Genomic DNA, 23,196 nt, shown 5'->3' with positions numbered 1-23,196 from the left:
AGTCCAAAGTTTAAATTAGTTATTCAACACCATCACATCATCTTTTGAATTTTCAGTGACATGCTGCACAAATGTATGTGCTGACACCGTATTTTCGCCAAAGATAAAAGGAGTGATATGTTCAGGAAAATGCATACTCAGCATAAAGCCATAAATATCAGCTAAATTCTGGGTATGCCCTAATGAAGATTTCACATAAATATAGTGATGCGGCTCTACAGGTGTTTGAAGAAAGTGTTGCTGCAATTTCTTCGAAACTTTTATATCCATCTGATCTGACAATATCAGCACATAAGGTTCTTCACCTTCATGCTGAGGTAAATCATGAAATTCAAAATTGGTAAAAAGCTTCGCTGTATCTTGTTGACCTATAATGACTTTCAGATCTTTAGTAGGTTCTAATTCTTGAATTTTCACTAAAGGATCTGCAAGTAAACAGCTTGCTGCAAATTCAGCAGGAACATAATCTTTAATTATCCAAGATTTTTCATCGATTAGATCTTGATCAACTTCAGAATCAGCCACGACTAAAAAGAACATCTCATGCTCTCTTTTATGAATACCTTTTAATAAATGTATTAACTCTTGGTAAGCTAATCGCTCTCCAAAAAAATGATATTCAATATGGATCTTTTGAGCAGGAATACCAATCTCAGTAAAGAACTCTAAAATTAATTCATTACTTTGGTCATCATTCCAGATATGTAATAAATCCTCCGAAAGAAGGATATGTAGATTTAAGCGATTTAAACGATAAACTTCTACGATTGGCATTTGGACATCATCATATTCAGACTCGGGATCAACCCATGCCGGATGCATATGATATTCACGAGCTTGCTTTGATTCATAAAATAAAGTTGAACGTTTTAAATGCTCTGCGAGAAGATATAAATTTTCTATATTTTGTTCTAATTGTTGTTGCATTAATGACATCATACGAACTTGTCGTGGAGATGAGTAATCATTCTCCGCATGATCAACATCATCTAGATGCTTAATACGGTAAGATAAAAGAGGCAAGCCATAAGCATTTAACAGTTGATCATCTAACTCTGGACTTCTGAAGTTTTGTAGCTGCTCAATAATACTTTCATTCTCACCCAATGCATGCACCGCAAAAGCAGAGTAAATATTGAAATCTAGCTGTTCGAGTGGTGCATCTGTTACCGCGGTTTGTTTTTGATTAGCTTCATCGTTATTTTGACTTGTAGCCTGTTCTTTCTTGTCTTTATAAGTTTTATAAGCACTATAAATTAACCATGGCGATAAGATCGCCAGTGTAATAATTGCTGGTAACATCAAGAAATAAAGGAAAAAATCACCTTTATCAGGATTATATTGAACGTCACGCCAGTAGAAAATAATAATTCCACTAACCACTGTAAAAATAGCAATAAATGAGAGTAATATTTTTTTAATCATATTTTCTCTCCAATAAGGCTATAGCAAGTTTCATGACTATGCACTTTAGGTTGTTGTGATATAAGAAAAGAACCTTGTCCCAAACCACTTTGATTATGATGGGTTAGACAAATAGGCTGTATTTCAGACTCATCTAATACGAGTCGAAGATCTATCGATAAAGTTGGGCTACACCAAGTTTCTACAATTTTTTTTAGTTTTAAACTTAACTCTTGATTTGGAAGGAAATTTAAATATTGTTGACGTTTTAGTGGGCCAATCTGAATTTCAATTTTTCCATCAATTTGCTGAATGGTTTCACCACAAAATGTATTAATACCAAGTAGGCTCGGTTGACTTCCACCTAAAGTCGTTAACTGATCACTCGCCAATTTAAAAGATTCTTGTATAAACTCTTTAATCGTAATTTCATGTTTAAAAATACAGGACAACATTGTTTTTAATGCATGAACTGTATTATTCTGGCCCTGCATTAATCCTGAAAACTCGGCAAAATAGTCATCAAGTTCTGTTTGCTGATGTTGCGAGCGTACATATCCATTCAAGGCATGCAAAATATCTAAATAATCATTTTTATGCTCGGTCTCATATCGAATTGGCAAATTATATACAATGCTGGACTCAACATATTGAGCAGTAAGCTTATGGTTAAATAAGCTCAGGAACTCTTTAGTTTCAGCTCTTTGCTGACGTGGGGCCTGCTTAATTTTATTGGTATATGTATAAGGTAAAGCGCCTTGTATGCCCGTAAGACCAACAATTAAATTCGTGATATAAACCCTTTCATCCGATAATTCTAAATTTTCAATTTCAGTAGCAGGGAAATTTAAATTAAAGGATGTCTCAAATTTAAAATGATCACTCCAAGATGAACTAACTGCACAATCTGAATCGTGCCTTAATAGACGTGTTGCTTGAATAAATTCAAAAGACTTTGGCTTTGTAAACAACTCAGCTGTTATAGAAGAGTCTTGCCACCAACGTTCTGACTGCATTGGTATAACTCCTGCTGAGATGAATAATCCTTAACAACCAAATCAACAAAACTATTAATTTGAACCTTTAAATTAAAAACACGACTTAACAATTGGCTAAAAATGTATAGGCTATGCCCTCTAAATACAGATGAATCAATTTGCAACTCGGCCTTCACCCCCCTTACAAACATTGGGAATGGTTTACCATCTACTAGTTTGTGAGTAAGTGAAAATTCAAGCTGCTTAACTGATTCAATAATAAGATAATTTTCTTTTGATAACGGCAAGTTATATAAAGCAAGTAGCTCTTTAATATGAGATACGGCATCACCTTTCATTAAAGCTAAACTATTTAATGAAAGGTGCGAAATGACACGCCACTGCTCACTCTGGCTTTGTCCAAATTGATAAGGTTTTGTAGGTCTTTTTAAAACAATTGCACGTCTGGCTAAACTACTATCATTTAAATTCAATATATTATTAGACTGCCCTAAAGCTTCATGTGGCAAGTCACGATTTGAGCATAATAATTTTGTACTAATAAAATCTGAACGTATTGAAGAAGGATTTAAATTTTTAGAAATAATTGAATATCCCATTTCAACGAAATTCAGTTGTAGTTTTTGATAATTTACCGAATAGAAAAAGCGAGCTGTGTCAGTATGATAGTGACTCATCGCAAAAAAAGGCAGCACAGGAACATAACTTTCTTCTTGACTGGTTTTTTCACGCACCATATTCATTTCAGTAATTGAATAGACTTGATAAAACTCAGGATGATGCGCATCTGTAATTAATGGATATTCTAATTGTTTGTGTACGATTTTTTGAGGTTCAGCATATTTTTCAAATAAATTAATTACAGGTGTAGTAAATAATTTAAAATTAGCAACATTCAACTCAGAATAATTTCGAACCACTGCCTGATCATTCAAATTTAATTTAAAATGAATCAAGAGCTCAAACTCACTACTTTCTCGAGATAGATTTTTTAAAAAGTCTAAATCTAGCTTAAGATAATTAAATTTTTCAGGAAAACAGAAATATTCCATGAGCAAACGATATGCATGATGAGTATGCTGATCGAGAGGTAATAGACTTTCTTGCTCTGAAAAACCTGTTAATTCAAATGGATTTTTATCCAGCACTACAACTTTCTGCCCTATCCGGATAGCAAAAGTTGTTCCCTTCTTAAAAATACTATCTAGTACTTGAAGCGGAAAATTAGAAATTGCATCTAAATAAATAGGAAGTTTTTCATTTAACAAGCATAGATGGGCATGATTAAAAATTTCGAATTTAAAACTTAAAGTCGCATTTTGACTCAAATGCATATGCGCACTTGGTGTACTCTTAAACTCTAGCGCTTGTAACGTTATTGGGAGTAATTTAACTTCCTGTGTAGTATTAAACTCACATTGAACTCCCTTAAAACTACGAGACTTCAAAACTGTGTGCGCAGGCACAACATGGGCATCTATGAGCTGCTTGATTTTATTTATATCTTCGAAACTCACCACTGAACAAGCTGGAAAGTGTCGTAAGTATTGAGGAAACATTACCTCAAATAAGGAGCGTGTAAATACATCATAACTATCAGCAAGTTTTTTATCGATGCGAGCAGCAATTAATGAAAACGCCTGTATGAGACGCTCAATATGTGGGTCATCAATCTGCTCTTGATTTAAAGATAAGCGCTGAGCAATTTTCGGATATTTTTGGGCAAATTCACGAGACTGCTGACCAAATTCTTGTAGTTGTTTTTCGTAAAACGGTAAAAGCTCTTCTATCACAACACACCTACTACGCTTAGGTTCTCGCTGAAATTACATATTGTTGAGTTGTCGGTTTTAGCAATGCATCAAAAACGACAGGTTCATACAGTGGATGAATATTTAGATAAGCTTGAATACTTAAACATAATGCCCCCATATTATGTCCATCCAACAACATCTCTACCCGTATTTGTCTTAGTCTAGGTTCGTGAGCTGCAATTGATTGTTCAATAGATTGGCAAATCTTGTCTCGATCTAGCGGATTGGCTGTAGAAAGCCCCACAAAATCAATAATCCCGAACTGAAGTATAGATTTTTTAACTAGCGGATAATCATCGACTACATGGTCCAATTTAGCGACCCGACTATTCAGCAAGTCTTCTAAATCTTTTGCTACCGATTCCCTTAATTGCTGAATAGAAAGACCTTTTGCATAGTCTTCACTTTCAGGAATTAAACGATCAAACAAAGTTGAACGAAATCCGTATGGATAAAGCCGATCTAAATTCATTGGAGTTCACAACAAGCATGCTTAAAGACAGCAGAGGCTAACTTTATGTCAGCCCCTGCCAAATATTCACTTAAATCATTATGCTGCGTAAGAAGCAGTATTATTAGAAAGTGACCATTTCTTAGTAACAGCACCCTTAGCAGTACCGTTAATATCTTGTTGATTATATGTCCACTCAACAGCTGCGTATTTCAAACCAAACGCTTCAGTTGGAACACCTTCTTCGTTAACTGTTGGAGTTACACTAGAAACTAGAACATGCTTCAATTTAATTTGTAAGTACTTGATACGTTTATCGCCATTCGCACGATAAAAATCAATTTGTACTTCATCAAATGTATAACCAGCTGAACATGCTTCCCATAATTTCGGGCTAGTTGCATCTAGGTCTTTAATAAAAAGCATATCTGAATGTTCAACACGTTCAGCAGTATGACCACCAACACTACTTGAAGTAGCAGATTTAGGTTGACGAATGTTGTGAGACCAAGAGTTAACTTCTAACCAGCCTTTGTGCTCAGAGTCACGAGACTCGCCATCAACTTTATATTTACCGCGAAACTCAACGTATATATCTTTCATTTAGAACTTTCCTATTTTTAATTTAAAGTTATTCTTTCGCTGACCTTTATTAATTTGAGGACTGAGGCAACTCAGTGACAAGTCGCAAAGAAACTGACAACTCATCCAGCTGGAAGTGTGGTCGTAAGAAAACCACAGACTTGTAGTGACCTGGTTGAGCAGGATCTTCTACAACTTTTACAGACGCTTCACGAAGAGGGTATTGAGCTTTCGCTTCTTGAGAAGCGCCATCATCAAGCAATACATACTGTGACAACCACTCATTTAAGAATGCTTCAACATTTCCAGCAGAAGCAAAGCTACCCACCTTATCCCTCATCATTGCTTTTAGATAATGAGCAATACGTGAAACGGCCATGATGTACTGAATTTGACTTGATAAAGCAGAGTTAGCATTTGCTGTATCATTGTCATATTTTTTAGGTTTTTGAGTTGATTGCGCGCCAAAGAAAGCAGCGTAATCAGTATTTTTACAATGCACTAAAGGAATAAAGCCCAAATCGCTTAGTTCTTTTTCACGGCGATCAGTAATCGCAATTTCTGTTGGGCACTTGAATACCACTTCGCCATCTTGTGTTTTAAAAGTATGAACTGGCAAGCCTTCGACTAAACCACCACCTTCAACACCACGAATTGCGGCACACCAACCGTGCATATCAAATGCATTCGTTAAACGAGTACCAAAAGCATAAGCAGCATTCATCCACAAATATTCGTTGTGGTTTGCACCCGAAACATCTTCAGCAAAGTTAAAGCCTTCTGTCGCTGTTCCTTCTTTTGGATGATAAGGAAGACGACCAAGAACATGCGGCAATGTTAATGCAACATAACGAGAATCTTCACTGTCACGGAATGAACGCCATTGAACATATTCAGCCGTTTCAAAGATTTTTGAAACATCTCTAGGACGATCAATATCTGTAAATGACTCTAGACCGAGAATGCTTGGGCTAGCAGCGGAAACAAATGGTGCATGAGCTGCTGCGGCAACGTGAGAGATTTGCTCAAGCAAATACATATCAGAAGGCGTACGATCAAACTCAAAATCACCAATTAGTGCTGAATATGGCGCACCACCAAAAGACCCATACTCTTCTTCATAGATTTTTTTAAACAAAGTACTTTGATCAAAATCAGTAGCACCTTGAAAATCTTTTACCAACTCTTTTTTAGTCGTATTTAACATACGAATTTTAATAAGAGGATTAGATGGTGTTTCTTGACAGAAGTAGTAAAGACCACGCCAAGTTGACTCAATCTTTTGGAATTGCTCATTGTGCATGATCTGACTTAATTGATTTGAAATCAGTGCATCAATTTCTGCAATACGCTTATCAATTGATAAAGTCATATTTTCAGAAACTGTAATTGTTCCTGCCATCACTTCTTTGGCAAGCTCACCGATTAAGCTTTTTGCACGCGAATGTTCTTCTTCATTCCGGGCAATACGGCTTTCTTCAACAATCGAATCTAAAAGATTAACTTGTTCATTTTCAACAAGTGGCATTGCTGCAGATTGAGTATTATTCATGATCAGCCTCCGCACTTAATTTACGGATCTGATCAGTACTCTTAAGCACTTCATCTAGCAAATCTTCTAAACGTTCACTGTTTGAAATCTTATTTCTTAAATCTGTTAAACGCTCACGTGCTTCAACTAGTTTCTTTAATGGATCAACTTGTTGAACAACATTTTCCGGGCGAAAATCTTCCATAGATTTAAATGTTAAATCAACTGCAATTCGGCCACCTTCTTCAGTTAGGGTATTATCTACCTGAAAAGCAGCTCTCGGAGACAACGACTCCATAACTTCATCAATATTTTCTAAATCAACATTAATGAATTTTTTATCTTTTAATTTTGTACGCTCAAGCTCCGATGCAGCCGAAAAGTCACCCATCACACCCACAACAAATGGAAGTTCCTTCGCTTCTTTTGCATCACCAATTTCTACATCATAAGTAAGCTGAACACGAGGAGGTCGAATTCGTTGAAGCTTCTTTTGTACACTTTCTCTTTTAGCCATAAGGTTCTATCCCAGATTATTTAGTTAAAGGGTCAAAAGGCGAACTTTTTGATTTATTAACACTCGCAACAGGTGCAGTTTTTGGTTTAACAGCAGGTGTTTTTACTGGAGTTACTGTATGTTTAGTTGTCGTTCGAGGAGTAGAAACTCGATTACGGACTACATTTTGTTTTCTATAACTTCTTTTTTCATTATCAGCTGTACTGCTTTCTGAGCTAGTTTTGAAACTCGACGGATCAGGAACTGGCATCGCGGTATGAACATTTTCAATTAACTGCTTTGCAGGAGGATATGTTACGTCATTAGTTAAATATCGCATTTCCTGACTACGCATTTGTTGCAATGAGTTATTTGCAATACTTACACTAGATAGAAATAATACATCTGTTAACAATGAACCACGAACATTTTGGCTCTGTAATTGATTAGCTAAGTTCAAGGCTTTAACTGGTTGGTTGGTCTGATAAAATCTCATAGCTGATTTAGCTAATAAATCATTCTTTTGAATAGGATTATCTGTATCACATACTTGTTTAAAAAGACTTAGCAACTCAGGATCAGTTTGACCTTCAATTATAGGATTTTTCTTAATACAACTTTTCTTTAGTTTTATAGGTTCTAATTCTGCAGCTTGTGCACAAGATAAACCGACATAGTTACCAATTAAAAAAAGTATCAAAACACTTTGCTTTAACACAACTTTCATTCCTCTATCTTCTTATTTAATCAAGGTTTTACTGAAAAATTAACATTTAATAAATATCAAAAAATCAGAATCAAACCTTATATTCAAAAAATTTGAATGCAGTTTATCATATAAACAAACATATTTTATATAAAAATCATATCAAAAGAAACTAAAAGTAAATAGTTAACATGGTTATAAAATATAGCTTTATAAAGTTATTCTTATAAAAAAATAATATTGTTATTTTTTGTAATTAAAAATAAATTATTGATATTTAAATAAATAATTAAAATTAAAACTAAACATAAATTTTATTTTAATATCATTTATTTAGTTTTTATGAAACATTTGCTTAAGAATATTTAATCTCAACTAAAAGATAAAGAAGTTAAATGATTGTAAAAAATACATTCCAAACTTATGAAGTAAAAATTCAATATAAATAAAAACAAACTTGTCAAGACTAATCTGTCTATCCATTATACTTTTTAGATGAATTTAGTTTCATGGCTAATGTTAAAAAAATCACGCCCATGTATGCTTTCTCAATATATGTTCATCAAAAATCTAGAAGAAAAAATTTAAGTTTTTTGTAAAATACGATAAAAAATTACAGACTCCTCTTTTGACTAGTCAATTGGTTCACGCTTAATTCTCCTTGAAACGCATCCAATCTATATTTCAATTATAAAATATCTGAGTTCATTTGAATTTTTCATAAACTATAATGACTATTCGCTTCGTTGAATAACAAAACCGCTATTTATATCTTTCACGTCTCTTACTAAAATAGTTTCATCCATATTCAACCTAATGATTTCTAAAAAAATGATGAAACGGAATATAGCTGTTATTTTATTTTCAAGTCTTGCTTTAAGTGCTTGTGCTAAATCTACTGAGACAAGTCATAAACCATTAAAGCCCTCGCCAGAACTTCAGCAAAAAATTCAACAATTGGTTGAGAAAACCAAAAAGAATATGATCTTTGTTGAAGGCGGTAGTTACCTAATGGGTGATTTTGGACTAGTAACTCCAGAATTAGAAAAAATGGTTCCAAATAGTATGGCTGTAAAGAATCCCAATGGTAATACTGAAAAACCTGATAACCAGCCTTTCTCTCCAGGGGACAATAATAAGACCCTGCATAAAGTCACGCTTAACAGCTTTAATATGAATGCTTATAAAACAACGTTAGAAGACTTTAATATTTTTACGGCAGCCATTGGACAAAGTGAGAGTGTAGATAATAAGCGATATAGTCAACAAATTGCTCATGAAGTAGCGACTGGTATGGCTTGGCAGCAAGCCAAAGACTACTGTCAATGGTTGGGACAGCAAGTCGGCACTCCAATGGATTTACCTACTGAAGCTCAATGGGAGTATGTAGCTCGAAATAAAGGACAATATACTTTATTTGCGACGGATACAGGTAAAGTAGAACCAAAGAAAAATCTATGGGGATTAGATCAATATGATAACTATAGACATTCACATGATTTACAAACAGTTGCAAACATTCCAGTTATAGGGCAGACCCCCCCAAATCCTTTAGGTTTTTTTGATCTTGTTACGAATAATTATGAATGGATGAATGATTGGTATGATAAAGATTATTATAAACACTCACCTAGCAATAACCCAACAGGACCAAAAACAGGTACTGAAAAGGTTTTACGAGGTACTGTAGCAATGGGAGCTGACAACTTAATGATGGCTGATGGTTTTAATATAGCTAGAAATAAAGCCTTGCCCACTCCAAATGATGAAAGCAAGTCAAAATATCGCTTATATTCTGTTCGTTGTGTTGCCAATATCCAGCAGCCGATTAAATAACTTTAAGCCATATATGAATCATCTGAATTTTGTTCATAATTGGCTGCAATAAATAAGTCTGCATCAGTACCATCGACTTCAAGCGATGGTACTACTTCAGTATTTAAAGCAACTAAAGCATCCGCATTAATAATACTTGGCTCACTCACCATCTTTTCTCGTAATTTTTTTAATTCTCTTGGATTATTCATTGGAGCTTTCTCATGTAAAGGTATAGTTTTCACAACTTTGGAACGTAATTTTTCATACTGCTCTACATATTCACTTCCACGTCCAACTGTATCTGAATTAAAAGCATATTCTTTTACAATATCTGAGACCTGAGACCAAACACCATCATGTAAAAAAACCAAGAGTTGTTTTTCCAATTTTTTGATACTAGCAGTTGACTTCGAACCATCAAAAGACATCCTTTGAAGTACATTCAGCCATTCATTTTCTGTTGCAATTGTTTCAAAAATCGCAATGACACCTTGCTTATGGCTAGGCAAATATGGAGACGTTAAGGATGTCGGATAGTCGGCTAAATGAGTAACTTTATTGTGCCTAGTCATTTGATATATTAGCATTCCCTTTGCTTCCGGTGTTGCTTGTTTTAGCCACTCAGGCTGCCGTTTAATTTTATTAGCTAAATCAACTGAATCTTTCGCAACGGAATACTTAGCATTAAAATTATCAAACTCCTCAGCAATATCATTGAGAGTTTTAGCAGTTATAGAGTCATTCCCCAGTGCAATTACAGCCAATTGACTTAAATTTCTAAAAGCATCTTCTGCTATAAAACCCAACACAGTAAATTGTGCACGTATAAGCTGGTAATGAACCCATTTCAATACTTCTAGCACTTGGCTAAAATCAATAACAAAATCTAATGCGCCTTTTGCACCCAAACCAACACATAATGCAGCCTTTGCTCTAAAACGGAATTGATTTTCTTGCGCCCAATAGAATAATTTAAAATTAACGCCTGCTCCCAATCCGGCACTACCAGCAAAATCGACAGCTAAGCTTGCTAAAGGCTTAAAATCCTTAGCTTCAGGTGAAAGCCACTGAAACTCTCCAGATGGTTTGATTCCCGCTTCTGCACCAGCAAAAGCTTCAATTTGCCCCTCAGAACTTGCTCCACTACCAGGAATGATGGTTTCATCTCGATCCATTGGCACAAATCTTGGACGGTTTTCTCCCATATTATTGGCGAGTGAGGGATTTCTATTTCTTCTACCATTAGCAGCCAATTGTTGCTGCCCATTTTTACTATAACTTATCTCTAAACCAATCCCTGCAGCCACTTTTGCACCAGCAAAACCATAGAGTTCCATACCAATAATAAATCGGAATGCACCCAGATCAATATCATCAAAGTTCAACATCCAACCTTTATCACATGGAATTACATAAGTAGTTTTTGCCTTTCCTTCAAACAACACAAGTTTACCTTGCGCATTAACATTTGCCTTAGCATTCACTTCACCACTTTCAGGCTTCCAACTCGCACTTGTCGATAAGCCAGCGCCACCAACACACCTTAACCATTGTGATTGAATATCAACCGTTAAGTTATCTGAAAGCTTAATTTGCTCAACAAAACCAGCACTAAAAGCAGAGAAATCCCAAACCTTAGTTCCCGTTTGCTTAGAATATTTTGCAAGATCTAAACTAACTTTTTTAAATTCATTATGAATGGTCTCTTGGTTAATTTTCTTAAAGTCTTGTTTGATGTCTTTAAGTTTCTTTAACTCCGTTCCTAAAACCGTCACCTTAAAGCTTTCTTTGTTTTTTTTCTTTTGTTGCAATTGCATATATCTATCAGTACGTAAATATCGACGTCTGAAATCAAACTCTTGTGTATTACCATTTGGATTTTTCTTTTGACGCGCTTCAAAAGTAATGACTTCTGTTAGATCAGCCGCTTTTTTAAAGTTTTTATTGAGCTCTTCTTCGATTTTTTTCTCTGCTTCTTTTATTTCTTCTTCTGCTTTTTTAACATTAGAAACACTGCCAGATTTTATTGCTTCTGCTAATTTATTTTTAGCATCAAAAGAGTTTCCAAATAATTTATCTAGTTTTGAACTTTCCTTTTCAAACTCAGCATAATCCTCTGCTGAAAGGACTATCATTTCCTCTCGATGCATATTTAAAATAACAGGCGGTTTTCCATTGCCCTGCAAAGTTACTGTCGTATTCTTATCTTGCTTTGTTATTTTCGCAACAGACTTCAACTGTACAGTGACATAATTCTTTTTACTAATTGTTGCAAAATGCTGTATGTCTTTTTTCTCTGGTTGAGCAGACATATTTACGAATTTAAATTTTACAAATATAACTTCACCTTTTGGTGAATATAAAGGTGGAGTAAAACCATTTTTATCTACAACACTCATTTTGACATTCGGTAAATTAATTTTCTTTTCCTTACCGTCTTTGTCAAAAGTAAAAGTTTCAAATGGAATATTATCAGTTAGTTTAGTCCCCCTAAATCCTTCTATTTTATAGCGATAATATTGTTTAATTTGATATTCTATAGTAGTGATTCCTTGCTTTTCTTCTTTTATATGGAGACTTGAACTACCATTAATATTAATGGCTTTCTCCCACTCTGAATCCGTTCTTTTAATCCAAAGATCATACTCACCAGCTGGCAGATGCATTTCTTTAGTAAAACCTTTCATGTCAGTTTTAGCTTCTCGGTTCTGACTCAAGCTTGGACCTTCGTGTACATCTTTATATTTCGCCATATTTTGGGCGATCGTCTGCACTGGAATAGATTTATTTTTATAAATGGAGTTCAAATCTAAAGGCTGCACAAGAGGCTTAGGATTCTTTGCACTTCCTATTGCTATTGCGAGTTTATTTACCTGTCCTGGCCGCTTTCCCTTTTCAGTTACAGAATAATCCATTCCATGGCAAGCAATCGTATCATTATCAGGCAATACATTAATAAATAGCTTTAATTTAATCTTATTCATTATTTATTCTTCTTCAAAAGTTACAAAACTATCGTGAACATGATCTTCTAAACTAATTTGGATTTGCTGAGGGCCCTTGGTTGTGATCTTCTGTGTTTTACCTTGACCATCTGTCACACCACTGATCATTTCCCCATTCGGTAAAATCATTAAATATTTTTTATTTTTCAATGGGTTTCCAGTTATATCTTTGGCTATATAAGTTAAATGATAATCTGGCAACATTGCCAACTCTGGGTTTTTCGTTGCCACCTTGGCTCCCCCCATAAACAAATGCTGCCCTGCTTTCACCTCAAACTTACCGCCCGTTACAGGGAAAATACCTGAACCATTCAACTTAACTTGAGACCCATTGGCAGTCAGATTAATTTCAGTTGGACTAGTAATAAAAACTGTGTCTTCGGTTGAAGTAATCTGTAGCCCCTTTCGAGCCATGACATCTAAGCCATCACCTTGTGCCTGAATTTCAACTTTACCTTGACCAGCAAAAAGCCGGGCACCTGCTTGGGCAGCAAATAGACTTATTTTTTGACTCGCATGGCTTACTATATTCTTCTGCGTACTGATATTAATGCTATCTCCAGCACTTTGAGTAAGCTGCCCATTTGCACTGAGGTAAACATCTTCATTACTACTTACAGCAATACTTTTTGGAGATGCCAACAGCATCACTGCTGATTGAAACTCAGCAGCCTTTTTAGGGTCCTCTTGTTTAAGGACCTCTAAGAAAGTCTGAATGTTCTCAAGCATATCTAACGGGTCAGTTTGCTGATTTTTTGCAACTTCACTGAGTGCCTTGGCATTACTAAGGCAGCCTTCTATTTGTTGTTTGGCCTCATTTGCATCAAGGTGTACACCTTGAGCTTGGTCCTGTTTGTGGGTACTGATGAGTAAGCCACTACCAGCTCGAACCGCGCCCCACTGGTCTGTTCTGAGTTCGAAGCCTTCACCACGGCCATCACTTGTCGCACTTTCTTTTGGATGGCTTAAATTACCCAAGTTTAGTTGGCTAGCTGCATGGGTGCTTTGTAACTGGGCACTGATTTGCCCTGTTGTGTCATCAAAACGTAGCTGGTTAAAGCCTTTACCATCGACTTCCTCTGAACGAATGCCACTCAACTTTTTAGTGTCGGGTAGCTGGCCTTTCTGGTCGAATTGGGTTGGGTGCCGTTCAGCTTCGTGAATACGACCCACCACAAATGGGCGGTCAATGTTGCCGTCAAAGAAGTCGATGACTACGATCTCACCCCCTCGTGGCAAGAACCGTGCCCCATAACCGGCACCCGCCCATGGGGTCAGTACATCAACCCAAGCCGAGTCGCTGTCATTGTCGTTACTTCCCGCTCCACCGTCATGACTATGATCGTCAGTTCGGGTAAATAGGAAGCGGACTTTAATACGCCCCCACTGGTCAACATGAATACTTTCGCCCTCTAACCCCACCACTCTAGCGCGTTGTGGGTAAGCTGCTGGTCGGTGTTCTAGTGGGTGATACTCAGGAACAGTTTTAATATTTCTACGCGACAAGATGAGCTTATTACCCTGACGCTCAGTCTGGTCATTTAGCCCTGATTGATTGTTTTGCCATTGGCTTTGACTAAAAAGTTGATTGATTTGCTGTTGCAAATCTTTAGGCAAATTATTTTGCTGATAAAAGCTTTTTCCAATAATCAGAAATTCTTTGTCAGACCCGCTATGGGTATCTATTTCTGGATGTTCATTCAATTCAAACCAATAACCGACTTGCGCATCACGTACCGTGGTTTGTGCATGAAAATATTTTGATTGAAATGCATAATAATCAGATAGATTTTGATTGAGTTTTTCTAGCTGCTGATTGCCTGATGCTGTAGCTTGATCGTCCCCATTTAAGTCTTGCATCCAAGCAGGGCTGACATGCCATGCATGTTCTAGACTTAAACTCGCATTCTCCTGATTAGCACTGTGACTATGCTTTGACTGAACAGTGCCCACGCCTTCTTCTTGACTTAAAGCATCCGCCTGCCAGCGTTGTACATGCACGGCTGTAGATTGCAACTTCCGATTTGCCACAAGACTCGTCATACTGTCGTGTTGTTCAACTGCGCTACTGCGGTGATAACGGATATTTCTTCGGTCTAATGCTAAATATGATTCATTATTATCAATTAAACGTAATTTTTGTGGTTGAATCTCATCTGAACTATTAGTGACAAAAAACTGAGCTTCATCAATTAACCAGTTAATGCCTTCACTACGCCAAAGTCGAATTAAAAAGTCATAATCCGTTTCATTACTTTGCATGACAAAAGGTCGTACATCATAATCTTGTGTTAAACCTTTTAAGTCCAAAGTTAAGCTAGACGCAAACAATGGGCTTTTATTCTGCCATTCTGTAAATAGAATTTCAGTGATGTCCCGTACACTTTTACTTATAAACACGCGGCTATTTCGGCGTTTATGCCATAGCATGGTCGGATCTTGTAGTTTCAATTTATACAGCGTTAATGAACCATCACTCTGCCCCTGACTGGCTTCGGTAATAATTCCTGTAGTTCTAAATAATTGCCCCTGATCAGTTACTTGATCGACTGCAACCTGACAACCAATAAATTGTTTTAATGAAATATGGGCATTGGTAGAAAGACAAAATAAATCGGCAGTCAGGCCCTCATTTAGCTGATGCTGTCCTTCAATACTTTGTAAAAAGACTTGAGTATTCAACAAGGGATTAGAAAATTGAATATGAAGCACGCGTTTTTGCGAGCTGATACCCAAATCTTCTAGAATTCTATGTATATGAGATAACATCTTTTTATGAAAATTTTGTCAGGATTGGCATTATTTTATAAAATACAGACACATCTGTCTATTTTATGAAGAAAAACTTAACCATACGACTACAAGAATGGATGAGAATGCTATCCGTGATAAATATAAAAAGTGAATTAACAACTTACGCTATTAATTCACTTTTAAAAGTTTTTAATTTTTTGAGAATTTATAAGAAAATTGTGCCTTTAAGTTTTAAAATATACTAAATTTATATTTACTTAATTTCCTCAAAATATTCATACGTTGGTAAATCAGGTTCTAATGAATTTGTATTTCCAGCATAACTATCTAACACTAACTTAAAATTATCAGAAATAATTTCCAGAAAATAAAGATTGTTATATATATAACAATCAAATAAAAATGAAATTTGATTCTTGTTCAATTTAAAAACAGGTAAAGGCGAAATATTATAGTATTCGCCATCATCTAAAAATGTTTCATATTGACTAAAAGATACATTAAATAAAAGATCTTCATCAGAAATATTCTTAATAAAATTAATGATCTTTTTACTTATTAAAACCTTATCTTGTGTTTCTGTAGCTTCTATCAACATCTGATTTGATTTTTTTACAGACAATATTTCATTGTAAAAATCAATACTTTCATCGACAGACAACTTGTCTGAACTATCTAAAAATTTAAATTTTAAATTAGTATCCTTAATAAAATTTGATAGATTCAGATTTTGTCTTTGTTTAATCTTAAGTGCTGTAATTCTTTTCATTCATGCGCTCCTTATCACTAGTCATGAGTAACCACTAGCCCACTTGAAATATATTTCCAAGCACCTTGATTATTAGTCCTCACTTGACCATTATCCATCATAGCTGGAGCTGCATGCTAATGCGAACATGGATGCTCTTTATCTTTAGGATGATGAAAAGTATTACAATTTAATAAATTAGACAGTTCCACATATATATTCAAAAATTCTCAACTCCCCTAAATTTATATCTTTTTTAGTATTATCTATAGTTAAAAAATAAATAAAATCCAGAAAACAAAATTCATCCATGAAGTTAAATAAATTCAGAAAAAATTCGTTAATATTTATCTTAATCACTGGTTCAGATCCAGAAAAATATAAATACACGCTCTCCTCATTTAATAATTTAAATTTCAAATTCGAGATAATTTTATTTATCACACTATTATCAATTTCATTTGGGAAATTCACTTTTAAAAAGTCTGTATTGGTGATTTCCCAATTCATTTTCCCTGTTGTTCCCTGCCATAAAGGGTTCATAAAATCATTAATTTCATCAGTTAAATGTAATGGCATTGTTGAAAAATCAATCTCATATGTTGTACAAAAATCTTCAATATCTTTAAGTAAACTCATAACTTAGGCATTCTCTCAATTTTTTGTAGATAGGCATCTTTACCGCCAGAAACTAATATTGCTCCACGTTCCATAATACAATTGCCAGTCTTTTTGTCTTGATAAATTTTTCTCCAATTAACATGAAACTGTTTATTTGAATTAGGGTCATAATCTATACGCCAATGATTCATTCCATCTATAGATTGGCTTCCTACAACCTCTCCTTTACGAGGGCCAATATCTGCAATAAATGGAATAGTTGAAACAGCCTTATCTAGACCAGATTTTTGCATTGCCATCCGTCTAGCCTCATTATAACTATTAGCATGAGATTCAATTTCAGGATGCTTACATTTTCCTGTCGGACATTTTTGTCTAGCAGGATCCTTACTTTTTTGTAAACCTAATGGATCAATCCAATTAATAGGATTAGGTGCATAAGCATAATTATTATCGCCTCCTAACAATCCAATAGGATCTTTACTTATAAACCGACCAACATATGACGAATAATAACGATAGCGATTGTAATGTAATCCAGTCTCTTCATCAAAATACTGACCTTGGAAACGGATATTATTTGAAATAATTTCGCTATTTTCGAAGAAATTCGACTTGGCTCTCTCTGCTTTACACTCACCCCAAGCTTTATATTCAGCTTTCCAAATAATTGCACCTGTATGGTCGGTCATTTCCTGCGGTGTACCTAAGTGGTCACAGTGATAGAACCATACATCATCAAATTCTTTACCCTGTTTGTCAGTTTTCCAAAGCGGGTCACGATATACATTATAAGGTCTATCTGACCAATCTGGTGTTTGATGGAGTTCTATTGGACTTAAATAAACTGCCTGTAGCATTGGTACAAAACTGTCTTTTTCATAGATGTAATGCTTAGTCAGTTCCTCTGTGGACTCATAAGCAAGCGTATCGCCATTATCCATAAAGAATGTTATGGTTCTTGACCTGTATGGTGATGTTTACTCTGCTTTTGAATACGACGACCTAAAGCATCATAACGATAAGCATTAACTCATAACGAATATTGCCAACTCTTCTTCATGATAGCTTTCAATAATCCATTTTTTATCTTTATCTATAATCCAAAAATCCCAATCCTCATCAAAAATATTGTCTAAATTTTGGATAACAAATTCAATTTCACATATGATTGAATATTTATTTAGGTTTGACCAAAATACCTCCACTTTTTCATGAAGAGGTCTATCAATAAGATTTTCTCGTATTTTATCAAGCAAAAAATCTCTTTCATCCTGAACTAGAAGATTCAATTTATCAGTATCTTTATCAATTACCCCGTGACTTTTAATATTCAACCCTAAATTAAGAATTTCATTTTCTAAATCTGTGGTTGTTAGCTCAACCTTACCTAACAGTTCTTTAGAAATAAATGACGGTGTCAACATTAGGTATTCCTTTTTAAAAGAGTTATAAATGTTTTTTCATTACCAGGGAATTTTATAGCATAGCGTTTTCCACAGATACCTTTGCCAACATCCACATTGATATGAGGACCTTTTATAGGATCATAATCCAATCTATATCGAACATATTCTTTTTTTGCAGCACTTATACCAAAAAAGCCGACTTTTTTCCCTTTCCCTTCACCTAAACTTCCAATTTGATCTTGCCTTGTACCTGGAACTAAAGGTCCTATTAATTGTAAGGCTTCTTTTCGTGCAGCTTCAAATGAAGCTGTTTGTTTAATAATTTCTTCTTCTCTTTTAGGTTTATTACATTCTTTTTTAGGAGCTAAACCTAATGGATCTACCCATCTGATTGAATTAGAAGCATATTGATAAATATTGTAACCACCAACAAGCTTAATTGGATCTCGACTAACAAACCTCCCTATATATGGCGAATAATAACGATAGCGATTGTAATGTAACCCTGTCTCTTCATCAAAATACTGACCTTGGAAACGGATATTATTTGAAATAATTTCACTATTTTCGAAGAAATTCGACTTGGCTCTCTCTGCTTTACACTCACCCCAAGCTTTATATTCAGCTTTCCAAATAATTGCACCTGTATGGTCGGTCATTTCTTGCGGTGTGCCTAAATGGTCGCAGTGATAGAACCATACATCATCAAATTCTTTACCCTGTTTGTCAGTTTTCCAAAGCGGGTCACGATATACATTATAAGGTCTATCTGACCAATCTGGTGTTTGATGGAGTTCTATTGGGCTTAAATAAACTGCCTGTAGCATTGGTACAAAACTGTCTTTTTCATAGATGTAATGCTTAGTCAGTTCTTCTGTGGACTCATAAGCAAGCGTATCACCATCCCATCCATAAATGATGTTCTGTTCTTGACCTGTATGGTGATGTTTACTCCGCTTTTGAATACGTCGACCTAAAGCATCATAACGATATTCTGCCGTGTATTGACTATTACGGCTCTTTACCATACGGCCATAGACATCCCATTCAAGGTTTAAATCACCTTGACTCGATTTTTGTCGTACGAGTTGTCCATAAGCATCATATTGGTATTGTTGATCTAGATATTCTTTAACTACGTTATTAACTAAACGGTTATAACCATAGTCTTTTTCTTGCTCACTTTGTAAGTGGCTTTGAGCCTTCTGACTATGATACGAATCTATAATGTTACTGGCAGGGTCAAAGTTAAACGTTTCTTTTCCAAGTTTACTACTCGCTTCAAGTAAACGCCCTACAGGATCGTACTTATAGGCAATATTGCCACGGCGTGTATCCCTAATTGCCGTTAACTCACCTGTTTTGTCATATTGATAAAGACGCTGTACCAGTTGACTGGTCTGCTCTAATGCATTGTTGTGGGGTTTATATTGGTTTTGATAGCCATTTTTATGTTCACTTAACATCATTTGGCTTTTCAAACGACCAGCCAAGTCATATTGCTGTTCTTGACTCACCCCGTTGGCATAGTGACGTGCAATTTCACGGTGTAAATCATCACGCTCAAAGCTAACAAGGTCTTGACCATTCACGATTAAACTTTGTACATGACCGCTACCATAGGTCAACCAGTCAATAAACTGTCCATCTGGACGAATCGTTTTGATTCGATCATTAATCTCATCATATTGGTGTTTCCACACCGCAGTTTTATTGATTTTATAGTCTTGCTGGTGTTCCCTTACTAAATTGCCAGCCGCATCATAAAACCATTGTAAATTGCTTTGAACATTTTTAGCTTGAATAATTCGCCCCATATAATCATAGGCAAATTCTTCAGTCTGCTTTTCTTCAAGTTCTAAACCATAGTGACCATAACCCGCAGTACGCTGTTCTAAACGCTCCATACTGTCAAAAATGAATTGCTGAATACGGTCTTTTGGTGCAGCTCGGTCTTTGAGGTCTTGTCCATAAGCAGATGCGACTTCAATACTGGTTGTAAGTTGACCTGAGTTTTCATCGTAGTGGTAAACTGTTTCCTTACCATCAAAGTCAATTTCTTTAACAAGTCGGCTTGCGACATCATAGAAGAATTGGTAACTGGCACCATTTTCATTGATGAGTCGGGTGAGACGTCCCAATCGATCCCATTTATATTTTAATTTGTGATTTAAAGCATCTGTACGAGACAGAATTAAACCCGCCTCATCATACTCATAGCGGGTAATGTTTTGTTTAGGATCTATATGTGCCAGTAAACGCCCTTCAGCATCATGAATGAAGTGTTCTTCTGTGCCATCAGCATGTTTGATCTTTTCAAGTTGACCAAAAGCATTTAGAGGTAAACCCTTTATAATAGGTTCTCGATTTTCTAAGGTAAGTTCAGTATAAAAATACTCAACTTTTTGTTTTAATGCATTTTCAATACTTACTACACGACCACGCGCATCATATTGCCACTTGGTCTCTTTACCTGAACAATCCGTATAACTAATTAAATTCCCTTGATCATCATATTTGAGCGATTTACTTCCACCTTTAGCATCAGTAATAGAAGTTACCAGCCCCATAGTATTATAGGCATAAGTTGTTTCATGCTTGAGTGGATCAATTTCTTTGATCAGGTTTCCAGAACCATCATATTGCTTAAACCAACGTCCCTGTTCGGCATCAACCATACCAGTGAGTTGATTTTTTTCATCGTATTCAAAATAACTCGTTGCACCATCATCTTGAGTCGTTGTCAGGACATTACTGCGCTCATCATAAGTATAAGAAGTTTTCGAACCATCTTTAGCAATATGGAGCGTGATATTCTTAGCATTGTCCCTAAAAAACCATTCTTGAAAATTATCAGGATAAACAATACGGTAAGTATAACCGTCAATATCATAGTAATGTTCGGTGCTATTCCCATCAACATCTAGCACGGTTGTTTTTCGGATATCTTTATCCCACTCCAGCTTTGAAGCACTGCTGGCGTTGTCTGCCCATTCTTCAATTGCTTTCGAAGTAGGTAAAATACCGTCCCATTTTAGGTTCATCCCACGCTGAGTAAGATCTGTATAACGTATAATTAAATGATGGTTATATTGATAATAATAAGAAGCTGCAAATTCATTTGTTGCCTGAACCAAGTCACCTTGTTGATCATAGTCATAACTTGCCAAAACACGATCTAATTGACCATTTTTGATTGTCCAAATATCGGAAACCAATCCTTGTGGATTTAATTGCAAAGCTAAATGAACCAGCAAATTATCGTCTTGTTTAAATAAAATGTCCGATAAAATTGTTTTATTGTCGATAGAAACATGGTCATAACGTAAAGCGACTTTTAAACCATTTTTACGTTCTATATAAGATAGACGATAGTCCTCACCGTATTTTTCATAATAGCGCTTCTCATCTTCACCATGGGCAATTAAATGCAGCTGATCTGATAAAACTGTATAAGTATATTGCTCAATCGGATCATAAATACTTTGACCCTTCTTTAGGTCAGGCAGATTGATTGCTCGGCCATCTAAACCGATGTATTCAAGCCCATTTAAATAGTCTTTATGGTCTTTTTTCTTTGAACTATATGTAAATTTACGAGAAATTTTTGTAGTAAATGGAGTAACCCAACGTGCTCCAAATACAGAGTCATCCATCTGATAAAGGTTTGAAACATAGGTCCGGCTAATGCTGTCCTCAATTACTCCGCCAAGTTGTGCATCAACATGGGTAAAGAACTCTGTACCCATTGCAAAGCTAATTGAACCACCAGTTCTTCCCATACAGTTTTTACACTGATTGGCATTATTCTCTGCCTTAGCTTGTTTATTTGATTTGTCAGTCGGCGTTGATGGATGGCTTGCATTGGCCTTGGTCGTTTCTTTTGCCTTAATCTGAGCTTTTTTTTGCCGATGTTTTGCAGCAACCATCCCCATAATGCTAAATAGCCAACCAATGGTCCATAAAGTATTAGGGTCACTTAAACTATTTACTTTTCCTTGTGCAACTTGTCCTATAGATCTTATTTTCGCGCCTAAAGCTAAAATTTTAGCTCGTGTTTCCTCAGAAATTACCAAATTGGCTAAGTTGACATAGCCTTTACCCACAGTCTTTGTAACGTTTTCAGCAGCATATTTGGCATTGTTTACTACACGGGTTCCATCAAGTTCAAATATTCCTTTTATAACGCCTAAAGACTGCTGGCCCGCACGCTTAAGATTTGGAAGACCATCTAATGAACCACTGACTAGTTTTTTTAAGCCAGTATCAATAGCATTTGTTAGCTTGATAATCCAGTTACCAACTTCTGTTAGAACCTGATTCAGTAAACTTTGCCCTTCTTTAGCAAATTTTTCTAAAGTCCCTGCTACTTTTTCAGCAATAATGGTAGTTAAAAATACACTTGCACTGTCTTTAAACCCCGTACTTAAAGCTTTTTTTACTTCTTGGGAAGTTAATGTTTTTTTGCCTAATTTCTTTGCTTGGGCTTTGATAATTTGTTCTGATTCATTTTTTACATAAAATAATGCTGGCCGGGCTACGCCACGCACAGAAGGTCCAACTGGTCCCATTGGTACCAATCCAATGACATCGATTCCCAAATTCAACCAATCAAAAATTTCAACTTTATCAATACCTTTATCTATCATACTTATGATATCAATAACGATATCACCAACAGCAAAGGCACTACCTAAAACAGGTACACTTCTACAGATTGTCTCTAGTCGGTCAACTGTAACGATACCATCTGTATATTCCCTAAACCATTTATCAACTTCTGCTTTTTTTGTTGTTAAATCTTTCGGACTAAAAGTATTTAAAGGTGCAACGACTGAATTTTGTGACATGTTCTTCTC

At 35.6% G+C, this 23,196-nt stretch carries 15 protein-coding genes and 1 pseudogene; 1 reads left to right on the top strand and 15 read right to left on the bottom strand.

Annotation, left to right across the window (positions count from 1 at the left end; genetic code table 11):
• Positions 1 to 15: 15 nt before the first annotated feature.
• The 8 genes from I5515_RS05285 to I5515_RS05250 form a co-directional block, all read right to left on the bottom strand.
• Entirely contained in the window at positions 16 to 1,425 is a 1,410-nt protein-coding gene (locus I5515_RS05285) for a hypothetical protein (RefSeq protein WP_199965096.1), read from the bottom strand.
• A complete protein-coding gene (gene tssG, locus I5515_RS05280; protein ID WP_199965095.1) occupies positions 1,422 to 2,420 on the bottom strand; it encodes a type VI secretion system baseplate subunit TssG in 999 nt (332 codons plus the stop codon). The genes I5515_RS05285 and tssG overlap by 4 nt, the downstream gene beginning before the upstream one ends.
• Complete coding sequence (tssF, locus tag I5515_RS05275) at positions 2,384 to 4,195, bottom strand: type VI secretion system baseplate subunit TssF (protein ID WP_199965094.1); 1,812 nt, start codon at positions 4,193 to 4,195, stop codon at positions 2,384 to 2,386. Before tssF ends, tssG begins: the two co-directional genes overlap by 37 nt.
• A 16-nt stretch (positions 4,196 to 4,211) precedes the next feature.
• Positions 4,212 to 4,688: a type VI secretion system baseplate subunit TssE gene (gene tssE / locus I5515_RS05270; protein WP_002048404.1), complete on the bottom strand. Its 477-nt coding sequence runs from the start codon at positions 4,686 to 4,688 to the stop codon at positions 4,212 to 4,214.
• A 78-nt stretch (positions 4,689 to 4,766) separates the two neighbouring features.
• Positions 4,767 to 5,270: an Hcp family type VI secretion system effector gene (locus tag I5515_RS05265; RefSeq protein ID WP_003651052.1), complete on the bottom strand. Its 504-nt coding sequence runs from the start codon at positions 5,268 to 5,270 to the stop codon at positions 4,767 to 4,769.
• Positions 5,271 to 5,319: 49 nt separating this feature from the next.
• Entirely contained in the window at positions 5,320 to 6,801 is a 1,482-nt protein-coding gene (gene tssC / locus I5515_RS05260) for a type VI secretion system contractile sheath large subunit (RefSeq protein WP_199965093.1), read from the bottom strand.
• Positions 6,794 to 7,297, bottom strand: a complete 504-nt coding sequence (gene tssB / locus I5515_RS05255) for a type VI secretion system contractile sheath small subunit (protein ID WP_199965092.1) — start codon at positions 7,295 to 7,297, stop codon at positions 6,794 to 6,796. The genes tssC and tssB overlap by 8 nt, the downstream gene beginning before the upstream one ends.
• Positions 7,298 to 7,313: 16 nt before the next feature.
• Positions 7,314 to 8,003: a hypothetical protein gene (locus I5515_RS05250; RefSeq protein ID WP_199965091.1), complete on the bottom strand. Its 690-nt coding sequence runs from the start codon at positions 8,001 to 8,003 to the stop codon at positions 7,314 to 7,316.
• A gap of 810 nt (positions 8,004 to 8,813) precedes the next feature.
• Between I5515_RS05250 and I5515_RS05245 the strand changes: the two genes are divergently transcribed.
• Positions 8,814 to 9,818, top strand: a complete 1,005-nt coding sequence (locus tag I5515_RS05245; RefSeq protein WP_199965090.1) for a formylglycine-generating enzyme family protein — start codon at positions 8,814 to 8,816, stop codon at positions 9,816 to 9,818.
• A 2-nt stretch (positions 9,819 to 9,820) separates the two neighbouring features.
• Here I5515_RS05245 and I5515_RS05240 read toward each other — a convergent pair whose 3' ends face one another.
• From I5515_RS05240 to I5515_RS05210, 7 genes and pseudogenes are all read right to left on the bottom strand, one after another.
• Positions 9,821 to 12,784 (bottom strand): ATPase, encoded by a 2,964-nt coding sequence (locus I5515_RS05240; protein WP_227562637.1) that lies wholly within the window; start codon positions 12,782 to 12,784, stop codon positions 9,821 to 9,823.
• 3 nt (positions 12,785 to 12,787) lie between these two features.
• Positions 12,788 to 15,574, bottom strand: a complete 2,787-nt coding sequence (locus I5515_RS05235) for a DUF2345 domain-containing protein (RefSeq protein WP_199965089.1) — start codon at positions 15,572 to 15,574, stop codon at positions 12,788 to 12,790.
• 238 nt (positions 15,575 to 15,812) lie between these two features.
• The gene (locus I5515_RS05230) at positions 15,813 to 16,328 is read right to left on the bottom strand and encodes a hypothetical protein (RefSeq protein WP_199965088.1); all 516 of its coding nucleotides are present in this window, start codon (positions 16,326 to 16,328) and stop codon (positions 15,813 to 15,815) included.
• A gap of 177 nt (positions 16,329 to 16,505) precedes the next feature.
• Positions 16,506 to 16,946 carry a hypothetical protein gene (locus tag I5515_RS05225; protein ID WP_199965087.1) on the bottom strand — a complete coding sequence of 147 codons (441 nt, stop codon included), beginning with the start codon at positions 16,944 to 16,946 and terminating at the stop codon, positions 16,506 to 16,508.
• A gap of 380 nt (positions 16,947 to 17,326) precedes the next feature.
• Positions 17,327 to 17,952 (bottom strand): annotated as a pseudogene (locus I5515_RS05220) (RHS repeat domain-containing protein); the annotation flags it as partial.
• A gap of 4 nt (positions 17,953 to 17,956) precedes the next feature.
• On the bottom strand, positions 17,957 to 18,355 hold the full coding sequence (locus I5515_RS05215; RefSeq protein WP_017389319.1) for a hypothetical protein: 399 nt from the start codon (positions 18,353 to 18,355) through the stop codon (positions 17,957 to 17,959).
• On the bottom strand, positions 18,355 to 23,187 hold the full coding sequence (locus tag I5515_RS05210; protein ID WP_199965086.1) for an RHS repeat-associated core domain-containing protein: 4,833 nt from the start codon (positions 23,185 to 23,187) through the stop codon (positions 18,355 to 18,357). Before I5515_RS05210 ends, I5515_RS05215 begins: the two co-directional genes overlap by 1 nt.
• Positions 23,188 to 23,196 lie beyond the last annotated feature (9 nt).

It is taken from the genome of Acinetobacter calcoaceticus, from assembly GCF_016508255.1.
Lineage (GTDB): Bacteria > Pseudomonadota > Gammaproteobacteria > Pseudomonadales > Moraxellaceae > Acinetobacter > Acinetobacter calcoaceticus_E.
Note: the sequence above shows the minus strand (reverse complement) of the source record. Positions and strands in the feature narration are given on the sequence as shown.